The organism is Actinophytocola sp., from assembly GCF_050699915.1.
GTDB lineage: Bacteria > Actinomycetota > Actinomycetes > Mycobacteriales > Pseudonocardiaceae > Actinophytocola.
Genome location: NZ_JBOHGA010000206.1, coordinates 1 through 11,047 on the forward strand (window position 1 = coordinate 1; position 11,047 = coordinate 11,047).

Annotated in this window: 8 protein-coding genes; 7 read left to right on the plus strand and 1 reads right to left on the minus strand. The window is 73.3% G+C overall.

Annotation, left to right across the window (positions count from 1 at the left end; translation table 11 throughout):
* The first annotated feature begins 143 nt into the window (after positions 1–143).
* The 6 genes from ACRDSK_RS27025 (at position 144) to ACRDSK_RS27050 (ending at position 7,467) form a co-directional block, all read left to right on the plus strand.
* Positions 144–905 carry a hypothetical protein gene (locus tag ACRDSK_RS27025; RefSeq protein ID WP_431444120.1) on the plus strand — a complete coding sequence of 254 codons (762 nt, stop codon included), beginning with the start codon at positions 144–146 and terminating at the stop codon, positions 903–905.
* Positions 906–948: 43 nt separating this feature from the next.
* Positions 949–2,526 carry a DNA polymerase Y family protein gene (locus ACRDSK_RS27030; RefSeq protein ID WP_431444121.1) on the plus strand — a complete coding sequence of 526 codons (1,578 nt, stop codon included), beginning with the start codon at positions 949–951 and terminating at the stop codon, positions 2,524–2,526.
* A complete protein-coding gene (locus tag ACRDSK_RS27035; RefSeq protein ID WP_431444122.1) occupies positions 2,526–2,726 on the plus strand; it encodes a hypothetical protein in 201 nt (66 codons plus the stop codon). Before ACRDSK_RS27030 ends, ACRDSK_RS27035 begins: the two co-directional genes overlap by 1 nt.
* A 289-nt stretch (positions 2,727–3,015) precedes the next feature.
* A complete protein-coding gene (locus ACRDSK_RS27040; protein WP_431444123.1) occupies positions 3,016–6,363 on the plus strand; it encodes an error-prone DNA polymerase in 3,348 nt (1,115 codons plus the stop codon).
* Positions 6,364–6,438: 75 nt separating this feature from the next.
* Positions 6,439–6,870, plus strand: coding sequence for a universal stress protein (locus tag ACRDSK_RS27045; RefSeq protein ID WP_431444125.1), 432 nt, complete (start codon positions 6,439–6,441; stop codon positions 6,868–6,870).
* A 9-nt stretch (positions 6,871–6,879) separates the two neighbouring features.
* A complete protein-coding gene (locus ACRDSK_RS27050) occupies positions 6,880–7,467 on the plus strand; it encodes a pentapeptide repeat-containing protein (protein ID WP_431444126.1) in 588 nt (195 codons plus the stop codon).
* Here the strand turns inward: ACRDSK_RS27050 and ACRDSK_RS27055 are convergent.
* The gene (locus ACRDSK_RS27055; RefSeq protein ID WP_431444127.1) at positions 7,464–10,496 is read right to left on the minus strand and encodes a glycohydrolase toxin TNT-related protein; all 3,033 of its coding nucleotides are present in this window, start codon (positions 10,494–10,496) and stop codon (positions 7,464–7,466) included. The genes ACRDSK_RS27050 and ACRDSK_RS27055 overlap by 4 nt on opposite strands.
* Positions 10,497–10,592: 96 nt before the next feature.
* Here ACRDSK_RS27055 and ACRDSK_RS27060 point away from each other — a divergent pair.
* The coding region (locus ACRDSK_RS27060; protein ID WP_431444129.1) for a DMT family transporter at positions 10,593–11,047 on the plus strand (455 nt) is incomplete at its 3' end.

An 11,047-nucleotide genomic window follows, 5' to 3' on the forward strand; every position in this document is an offset into this window, starting at 1 on the left:
GCCGGCCGTCGCCGGCGGCACGCGCTGTTTTCACCCGGCAGAGTGGTTTCCGGCTCCGCCACCCTCTGCTAGTATCGAACAGGCGTTCGAGTGATGCTGCCTTCCCCGCAGCGCGTGCGGAGTTGCGGGGGAGGTGTGTGCGAATGCCGGCGTTGGGTGCATCGCTGGCCACTCCCGGTGCGATGGGGGTGGCCAGCGACCTCGCCGCGGTGCCGTCCGGTCGGGTGCGGATGCTACCCGTGCACACCGACCTTTCCGGGCTGTTCCCGTGGGGCGGTCTCCGGCGCGGCAGCACCGTGTCGGTGCACGGCTCGACGTCGCTGCTGCTCGCCCTGCTGGCGGAGCCGACCACCGGCGGCTCGTGGGCGGCCGCCGTCGGCATGCCCGACCTCGGCGTGCTCGCCGCCGCCGAGCTGGGCGTCGCGGTCGACCGGCTCGCGCTCGTCCGCCATCCCGGCGCCGACCTGCCCGCGGTGGTCGCCGCCCTGCTCGACGGGATGGACCTGGTCGTCACCCCGCGCGCTCGGCTCACCGACGCGCAGGCCCGACGCCTGTCCGCCCGGGCTCGCCACCGGGGCGCCGTCCTGCTCACGGTCGGCGCCTGGCCGGGTGTCGACCTCGAGCTGAGCTGCGTGCGGTCCGACTGGGGTGGCATCGGTGCGGGGCACGGTCACCTCGCCTGTCGCGAGGTCACCGTCCAGGCCCGGGGCCGCGGCGTCGCCTCGCGCCCCACCCGGACGACCCTGTCGCTGCCCGCTCCCGGCGGCGGTATCGCGCCCGTGCTGCCGGCTTGCGGCCCCGACCGGCGGCCGATCCGGTGGGTGTCGCGTGAGCGCGTGGAACTGTCGGGTGCGGCGGCTAACTTGTTGGGAGCAAAGGATTTCGGCCACCTGAGGATTGGCTGATAGTCAGCTTGACACCTCTTCGATTCGAACGTATTTTCGAATCATGAACAACGTCGAGACACCACACCGGATGCTCGTGGTGTGGTGTCCGGACTGGCCGGTGATCGCCGCGGGCGCGGCGGCTGCCCTCCTCCCCGGGCGGCCGATCGCGGTGGTCACCGGCAATCTCGTCGTCGCCGCGAGCACATCGGCGCGGGCGGAGGGCGTGCGGCGTGGCATGCGTCGTCGCGAGGCCCAGGGGCGCTGCCCCGAGCTGGTCGTGTTCGCCGACGATCCCGATCGGGACGCGCGGCTGTTCGAACCGGTGGCCGCCGCGGTCGAGGAGCTCGCGGTCGGCGTCGAGATAGTTCGGCCGGGCATCGTCGCGGTGCCCGCCCGTGGCCCGGCCGGCTACTTCGGTGGAGAGGAGGTCGCCGCCGAGCGGCTGATCGACCAGGTCGCCACGCGCACCGGCGCGGAGTGCCAGGTCGGCATCGCCGACGGGCTGTTCGCCGCCATCCTCGCCGCGCGCCGCGGAGTGATCGTCGCGCCCGGTGCGAGCCGGGAGTTCCTCGCCCCGCTGAGCGTGCGCGAGCTGCACCGCCCGGCCGAGGGACAGGACCGCGTGGACCTGGTGGACCTGTTGCGCCGCCTGGGTTTACGCACGCTCGGCGCGTTCGCCGAGGTGCCCGAGCGGGACGTGTCCGCGCGGTTCGGGGCCGACGCGGTCGTCGCGCACCGGGTGGCCCGCGGTGGTCAGGAGCGTCCGCCGGACCGGCGCCGTCCGCCGCCCGAGCTCGCCGTCGACAAGGCACTCGACCCGCCGGTCGAGCGGGTCGACGCGGCCGCGTTCGTGGCCAAGATCCTGGCCGAGCGATTACACGCCGGCCTGGCCGCGCACGGCCTGGCCTGCACGCGCCTGGGCATCCACGCGGCCACCGCGCACGGCGAGGAGCGCGAGCGCGTGTGGCGGGCCGCCGAGCCGCTCACCCCGTCCGGCATCGCCGACCGGGTCCGCTGGCAGCTCGACGGCTGGCTGCGCGGCACCACGCTGTCGGCCGGCGTCACCTTGCTGCGGCTGGAGCCTGTCGAGGTCATCGAGGGGCACGCGCTGCAGCTGGACCTGTGGCGCGGCGAGGGCCGTGCCGAGGCCGACGAGCGGGCCGGCCGGGCGATGGTCCACGTCCAGGGGCTGCTGGGTCCCGAGGCCGTGGTGGTTCCCGTACTCGGCGGCGGCCGCGGTCCCGGCGAGCGCGTGCGCCTGGTGCCGTGGGGCGACGAGCGAAGTCCCACCGCCGACCCGGACGCGCCGTGGCCGGGCGTGCTGCCGGCGCCGTCCCCGGCGACGGTGCCGAGGAAACCGTTGCCCGCCAAGGTGACCGACAAGTCGGGCCGGTCGGTGGACATCACCGTCCGCGACGAGCTGACGGGCCTGCCCACCCAGGTGGCGGTGGACGGCACGGGCCCACGCCGCGTCGCGGCCTGGGCGGGCCCGTGGCGCACCGACGAACGCTGGTGGTCCGGCCCCGGCCGGCGCACCCGACTACAGGTACTGCTCGAAGAGTCCGAAGGGGACACACAGACCGCGCTGCTGCTCGTCCTGACCGACGAGAAGTGGACGGTGGAAGGGATGTACGACTGATGCCACGAGACCCCCGCGCCTGCCCGGAGTGCCGCACCCTGGACGGCAGCTGCCGCCAGTTCGTGATCGGCCACCCGAACCCGGTCTGCGTAGCGGGCTACCCCAACTCCAGGCGCGAGCTCCCAGATCCGGACCTGCTGGGCCTGGAGCTGCTGGTCCCAGTACCCCGCCGCTCCCCAGAGAACGTCCGAACCCACTGATGAACCAGCAGCACTCCCCACCCGACAGAACCGCTCCCGACATTCCTCCCCGCCACACCGGCCACACCCGCCAAACCACCGCAGCCGGCTCGACCACCCCAACCGGTTCGGCTTTGCCAGCCCGGTCTCCAGGTGCCTTCGCCGGCCCCGTTTTCTCGACCGGCTCGGCCTCCCCGATCGGCCTTGGGGTTCGTGGCGGATACGGGCTCTGGGGTGCCACCGGAGCGGCCGGAGCCACCGGAGCCGGCACACCCACTCCCACACCCACTCCCACAGCCAGGACCCCCTGATGGGCTGGGACAACCCACCCGTTCGCTGGTCCGAGCTGGAGCGCATCCTCTCCGGACGGCCACCCGAGGACGGCCACGAGATCCGCGGCGACGGCGGTGACAGTCCCGCCTGGACGAACCACCGCGAGCGCTACACAGCCCCACCCGGGGCCAGGCCCACCGCCGCGGAGGAACGCACCCCATACGCCGAGCTCCACTGCCACTCCAACTTCAGCTTCCTCGACGGCGCCAGCCATCCCGAGGAGCTCGTCGAGGCGGCGGCGCTGCTGGGCCTCGACGCGATCGCCATCACCGACCATGACGGCATGTACGGCGTGGTCCGCTTCGCGGAGGCGGCCAAGGAGCTCGGCGTGCGCACGGTCTTCGGTGCCGAGCTCAGTCTCGGCCTGAACGAACCGCAGAACGGCGTCGCCGACCCGGAAGGCGAGCACCTGCTCCTCCTCGCCACCGGCACCAAGGGCTACGCACGCCTCTGCCGCACGATCACCACCGGCCAGCTCGCCGACGGCAGCGAGAAGGGCCGCCCGAGCTACGACCTCGACGAGATCGTGGAGGAGACCGCCGGCGAGTGCGTCGTGCTCACCGGCTGTCGCAAGGGCTCGGTGCGCGCCGCCCTGCTGCGAGACGGGCCGCGCGCCGCGCTCGCCGAGCTTTCCGCGCTGGTGGAGCGGTTCGGCCGGGACCGGGTGTACGTCGAGCTGATCGACCACGGCCTCCCGCTGGACACCACGCACAACGACCTGCTCGCCGAGCTGGCCGTGGAACTGCGCCTACCGACCATCGCGACCAACGCCGTGCACTACGCGCATCCCGACCGCGGCGACCTGGCCGCCGCCATGGCCGCGGTGCGCGCCCGGCGCTCCCTCGACGAGATCGACGGCTGGCTGCCGCCCGCGCCGACCGCCTACCTGCGCTCCGGCGCGGAGATGAGCCGGCGGTTCGCGCGCTACCCCGGCGCCGTTCGACGAGCGGCGCGGCTGGGCCACGAGCTGGCGTTCGACCTCACGCTGGTCGCACCGAAGCTGCCACCGTTCGAGGTGGCGGGGCACACCGAGGACAGCTACCTACGCGCGAAGACCCACGCCGGCGCCCGCCTGCGGTACGGCACGCCTGAGGAACGACCGGACGCCTACGCACAGCTCGAGCACGAGCTGCGAGTCATCGAGGAGCTCGGCTTCCCCGGCTACTTCCTGATCGTGTCCGACATCGTCGACTTCTGTCACCGCAACGGGATCTACTGCCAGGGCCGCGGCTCGGCGGCCAACTCGGCGGTCTGCTACGCGCTCGGCATCACGAAGGTCGACGCGGTGAAGTGGGACCTGCTGTTCGAACGGTTCCTCGCGCCGGCCCGGGACGGCCCGCCGGACATCGACCTCGACATCGAGTCCGACCGCCGCGAGGAGGCCATCCAGTACGTCTACGAACGCTACGACCGCCGGCACGCCGCGCAGGTCGCCAACGTCGTCTCCTACCGCGCGAAGTCCGCCGTGCGCGACATGGCCAAGGCACTCGGCTACTCGCCTGGCCAGCAGGACGCGTGGAGCAAGCAGATCGACCGCTGGGGACCGCTCAAGTCCACAGTGGACGACAACCACCACGACGTGCCGGTGGCGGTGCTGGAGCTGGCCGGGCAGCTGGAGAACTTCCCGCGGCACCTGGGCATCCACTCCGGCGGCATGGTGATCTGCGACCGGCCGGTCAGCGAGGTCTGCCCGGTCGAGCACGCCCGGATGGACAAGCGCACCGTGCTGCAGTGGGACAAGGACGACTGCGCGGCCGCCGGGCTGGTGAAGTTCGACCTGCTGGGCCTCGGCATGCTGTCCGCGCTGCGGTACATGGTCGAGCTGGTCCGCGAGCACCACGGCACGACCGTGAACATCGACAAGCTGGACCTCGACGACGAGCACGTCTACGCGATGCTCCAGCGCGCCGACTCGGTCGGAGTGTTCCAAGTGGAGAGTCGGGCGCAGATGGCCACGCTGCCCCGGTTGAAGCCCAAGAAGTTCTACGACCTGGTCGTCGAGGTCGCGCTGATCCGGCCGGGTCCCATCCAGGGCGGCTCGGTGCACCCGTACATCCGTCGCGCCAACGAACAGGAGGAGGTCACCTACGACCATCCGCTGCTGAAGAAGGCCCTGCACAAGACCAAGGGCGTGCCGCTGTTCCAGGAGCAGCTGATGCAGATCGCGGTGGACGTCGCCGACTTCACGCCCGCCGAGGCCGACGAGCTGCGCCGGGCGATGGGTGCCAAGCGGTCGACGCGCCGGATGGAGCGACTACGCGAGCGCTTCTACGCCGGCGCCGCGAAGAACGGGATCGGCGCGGAGCTGGCTGGGCGGATCTACGAGAAGCTGATGGCGTTCGCCAACTTCGGCTTCCCGGAGAGCCACGCGTTGAGCTTCGGGTATCTGGTGTTCGCGAGCGCGTGGTTCAAGCTGTACTACCCGGCCGCGTTCTGCGCCGCCCTGTTGCGGGCGCAGCCCATGGGGTTCTACTCGCCGCAGTCGTTGGTCGCCGACGCGCGTCGACACCTGGTGACCGTCCGCGGCCCGGACGTCAACGCGAGCCGGTCGTACCCGACGCTGGAGACGCCGGGCCTCGTGCTGCGCCGGCGCCAACCGCGCGACCGCGCCGACGACGCGGGACCCGCCGTTCGCATGGGCCTGGGCGCCGTCCGCGTGATCGGCGACGACCTGGCCCAGCGGATCGTCGACGAGCGCGAGGCGAACGGCCGCTTCGCGGACATGGTCGACCTGGCGAGGCGAGTGCAGCTGACGCGTCCCCAGATCGAGGCGCTGTCCACGGCGGGCGCGTTCGACTGCTTCGCGGTGGCCCGCCGGGAGGCCCTGTGGGCGGCCGGTGCGGTGGCCGGCGAACGGCCGGACCGGTTGCCTGGCACCACGGTCGGTGCCACGGCGCCGGCGCTGCCCGGGATGAGCCCGCTGGAGCTGGCGGTGGCCGACGTCTGGGCGACGGGACTGTCGCCGAACACGTTCCCCACGGAGTTCCTGCGCACCCATCTGAACGAGCTGGGCGCGGTCCCGATCAACGCGGTGTCCAAAGAGGACGACAAGTGCCGGATCTTCATCGGCGGCGCGGTGACCCACCGCCAACGCCCCGCGACGGCCGGCGGCGTCACGTTCATAAACCTGGAGGACGAGACCGGCATGATCAACGTCGTCTGCTCGCCGGGCCTGTGGATCCGCTACCGCCGTGTCGCGCGGAGCTCGTCGGCGTTGCTGGTCCGCGGGATGGTGGAGAGCGCGGAAGGCGTCACGAGCATCCTGGCCGACCACCTGGAACCACTGGACCTGAGCATCCCCGCGAAGTCCCGGGACTTCCGCTGACCAAGTCGCCGGATCGGGGACGGATGGGCCGATCGACGCTATCTCGTTGTGGGGCAACGGTTCTAAGATCCAAGAGTGTCGTTGCACGGTCGCGATCCCGAGGTCAGCAAGGACGGGCTTGCTGTCATCGTCGTCGGGATCGACGGCAGTGATCGCGCGCTGCACGCCGCCGCCTGGGCCAGTGGGCTGGCGCGTCGTGAGCGGGCGCTGCTCGTCCTCGTCTACGTCGAGGCGCTCGGCCGCCCCGCGTACTGGTCACCCATCGGCATGGCCGGCGCCGCCGAGGCCGCCGGCGAGTTCGTCGACGAGCTGCGCCGGGCCGCCACCAGCTACCTCGACCCGACCGGCGTGCGGTGGGAGCTCGTCCACTACCGGGGCGACCCCGCGCACGGGCTGGAGATCGTCGCGGAGGACCGGCGGGCCGACTGCATCGTCGTCGGCCGCGGCGGCGGGGTCGCGCGCTCGCTCGTCAACGACGCGCGCCGGCCTGTCGTGGTCGTTCCCTAGAGTTCCCGCATGACCGAACGCGGCGAGGACTACCGGGACGCGGTGCTGCCCGGGCAGGTTTGGATGGATCGGCACTTCGAGGACTGCAGCTTCGTCGAGGCCGATATGCGCAAGCTCGTCACGATGGGCTGCACATTCGACAACTGCGACTTCACCCGCACCGACCTCGGCGAGTCCCGGCACAGCGCGAGCGCGTTCCGCTCGTGCATGTTCCGACGCACCACGCTGACCGAGAGCGAGTTCGTCGGCAGCACCATGATGGGCTCGACGTTCGTCGAGTGCCGGTTCCGGCCGTGGACGCTCACCGAGTGCGACTTCACGCTCGCCAGTCTCACCGAGGCGAACCTGCGCAAGACCGTCCTCGCCGGCCTGCGCTTCCGCGAGACCAACCTCATCCGCGCCGATCTCCGGGACGCCGACCTGCGCGGTGCGGACCTGTCCGGCGCGCGCCTGGCCGAGGCCGTGTTCGACGGCGCCGACCTCCGCGCCGCCAAGCTCGACGCCACCGGCCTCACCCACGCCAAGCTCGCCGGCGCGCAGGTCGACCTGGACACCGCGGTCGCGTTCGCCGCCGCGCACGGGCTGCGCGTCGGCTAGGCGGGCGGCGGCTTCGTGGCGATGACCTCGACGAGCCGGCCCATCGCGACCAGTTCGCCGACGGCGTCGGGAAGCAGGTACGCGGTCCCGCCGCCCGGCTGGTCGAACCACGGGATCGCCGAGCCGGTCAGCACCTGCACGGGCTGGCGGACCCGGTAGGCGTGGTAGGGCCGGTCCACCCACTCGGGCACCAGCGACCGCTCCTTGAACGGGGTGCCGACGGCGTACACGAGGTTGCCGTCGTCGTCCCCGAACCGGTCGATCTCCGTGCCGGGCTCGAGCTCCATCAGCCGCTTGCCGCGGAAGAGCGTCAGCGGCGGCTCGCCGGGCAGCGGGCTGATCGGCCAGTCTCCGGACACCGGCGCGGCGGCCGGCCGGTCCGACTGAGCGACGCTGCTCGCGTGCTCGGCGCGCGGCGAGTCGGGCCGCGGAAGGTCCGCCCGCGGCGAGTCGGGACGTGCCAGGTCCGGCTGCCGGAACCCGCCGCGCGGCGACTCCGGTCCGGCCAGGTCGGGTCGTTCGAACCCGGCGCGCGGTGAGTCCAGGCCGGATCGGGGGGAGACGGGTCGGGTCAGGTCGGAGGGGCGTTCGAACCCGGCCCGCGGTGACTCCGGCCCGGTCAGGTCGGGTCGTTCGAACCCGGCGCGCGGTGAGTCCAGGTTGGCCCTCGGCGAGTCGAGGCGGCCCATGTCGGGTCGAGCCGGCTCCAGGTCAGGACCGCCGAACAGGGACCGGGGCGAGTCGGGGCGCACCACGCCCGGGCGCTCGAACCCGGCCGGAGGCGAGTCGAGTCGGGGTGAGTCGGGCCCGTCGACGTCCGACAGCCCCAGGGCGGGGCGGGCGAACTGGGTCTTCTCGGGGTCGGCGCCCGCGTGCCTGGCCCCCAGCGGATCCGGCGAGTCGGGCTGGCCGCCGGGTCTGCCGGGCCGGCCATACCCGTCGTCCGGCTGGCCGAACAGGTTCCGGCCGTTGTCGGGCTGGCCGTTGTTGGGCCGGTCGGCGTCGTGCCTGCCGTGCCGGCCGTGGCGGCCCGACTCGGGCTCGGCGTCCGGGAGGGCGCCGCCCGATGGGCCGTAGTCGGGCAGCGCGGGCTCCGCGGCCGGCAGATCCGGAGCGCCGTAGCCGCCCGGGGAACCGAAGCCGCCGCTGCCCGGACCGAAGCCGCCGTCCGGCGCACCGTCGCCGGGGCCGAAGCCGCCGGCGGGTGCGCCACCGCTGGCCGGACCGAAGCCGTCGGGTGCGCCGAAGCCGTCGGGGCCGCCGCCGGCTGGGCCGAAGCCACCGCCATGAAGGCCGCTCCCCGCCGGGACGAACCCGGGGTCCGGCGCCTTCGGTTCGGCGTAGTCGGCGTCCGCGGCGCCGAAGCCGCTGTCCGGCGCCGCATTGCCGACCGGCAAGCCGTAGTCGCCGTCCGGTGCCGCGTGGCCGCGGTCGCCGGCGGGTGGGCCGTAGCCGCCGTTGGGGCCGCCGTAGCCGCCCTCAGCGGCGCCGTAGCCGGCTTCGGCGGCATGGCCGGCAGGTGGGCCGTAGCCCGGCGCGCCGGGGCCGTAGCCGGGCTCCGCGGGCGGGACGTCCAGCTCCTCGCTCGGGCGGACCGGCTCGTCGGAGCTCAACGCGTTCCTGTCGGCGTCCTCGGCCCCCAGGCGGTCGCCGATCATCGGATGCTGGGCGGGGACCACGTGCACCGGGCCACCAACGGCGCGGCCGCCGTCCATCATCAGCTTGCCCAGCAGGAACGCGGACGCGTCGGCGACGTCCTCGAACATCGCCGGGGCCACGAAGGCCCGGTCGTACCAACCGACCCGCCAGCCCTCCTCGGTCTGCTCCATCGTCCACGCGCGTCCGGCCGGCCGGCCGATCCGGAATGCCGAGTCCGGCACGCCGAGGTCCGAGAGCCGCGCACGCAGCTCGTCCACCGTCCTCGCCGGCGGACCCTGGGACGGCAACGCGGCCGCCGGCGCGGCACCGACCGGCTCCGGCGGCACCACCGGCACGGGCGGTGGCACCGGCGGTGGCATGGGCGGCGGACCAAGAGGCCCACCTGGGCCGCCGGGACCAGGACCACCAGGACCAGGGCCGGGACCCACCGCCGGCATGGCCCTCGTCGGCCCCGATGCGGGCCGCGGCGGCGGTCCGGGCGGCCCACCAGGACCACCAGGACCGGCGGGCCCACCAAGAACAAGACCAGGGCCACCGGGACCGCCAGGGCCAGGACCGCCGGGCCCACCCGGACCAGGTGGCCCGAGGAACGCGGCCGCGGCGGAGCGGGCCGGATCGTCGATCAACGGGATCTCGAAGCGCAGCCGGGCGATGTGGTCCACCAGCTCCGGCTCCGGCGGCACGTCGTGCTCGCGCAGGTAGTAGTTGACCGCGGCCGGCCAGATCCAGGTGCCGTCCGTGTGGAACGCCACCGGCACCGACTGCCGGCTCTCGGGGTCCATGCGGTCGACGTCGTAGCCGCGCGCGGGGCCGGTCAGCGGTGCGTTGTCGAGGTAGCCGAGCAGGTCACGAACGTCGTTGGGCGGCACCGGCGGGCGGTTGACCATCGCGCCGGGGCCGTCGAAGATCCGCGCCACGCGAAAACGCGGCGGCGGCGGCGCGGAGGAAAGCCGGCGGCGCAGCCACGACGGCACGTTGTCCTCCGACCGCGGGAACATCCGCATGTCGTCGGGGTAGGCCTGCGGCGGTGGCGGCAGGTCCCAGGACGGCTCCTCCCGGTCGTACTCGAGGTTGTACGACGACGGGTGGTCGAGCTTGTACCGGGCGTTGAACCACGTCCCGCGCCCCTCGCGGTACATCCCGCCACGCAGCCGCGCGAACAGCGCCTGCAGGTCCGGCGGCATCGTCCACGGATCGGTGCCCCCGTCCGTGTAGACGACCTTGCCCGTCGCCTCGGAGTAGCGGCCGACCGCGCGGTAGTCGACGGTCAGCTGCTCCCAGTCGTCGGGCGCGACCCGGAGCATGGCCAGCCCGATCTGCTTGACCAGGGCGTCCTGCTCGGTCGGCGTTAGCTGGGTCGGTTGTGCCACGCTCACATCTTCCCTTGTCGATCCGACTGCGGCTCTGCAAGCTCTCTACCTGGCCGCCGACCGGCACCGCAAGACCGTGGGCGAGGATGTGCACACGTGATCTCCTCACCACACCATCCGCCCGCACGGGTCCGGGTCGCGGGCGCCGCCGTCGCCGCCGTCGGCGGGGTGGCGCTGGCCGTGCAGGGCCGCATCAACGGTCAGCTCGGGTTCGTCATCCACGACGGCGTCTTCGCCGCGCTCATCTCCTTCGGCATCGGCACCGTCCTGCTCGCCGTGGCCGTGGCCGCGACTCCCTCGGCCCGTGCCGGAGTGGTCCGGCTTCGAGACAGCGTACGCGGCGGTCGGCTGCGTCCCTGGCAGTGCCTGGGCGGCGCGTGCGGGGCCGTGTTCGTGACGGCGCAGGGAGTCACGGTCGCCACGCTCGGGGTGGCCGTCTTCACGATCTCCGTCGTGGCCGGGCAGGTCGTGGCGAGCCTCGCGGTCGACCGTGCCGGGCTCGGGCCCGCCGACCCGCAGCCGGTGACGCTGCCGCGCGCGGTCGGCGCGGC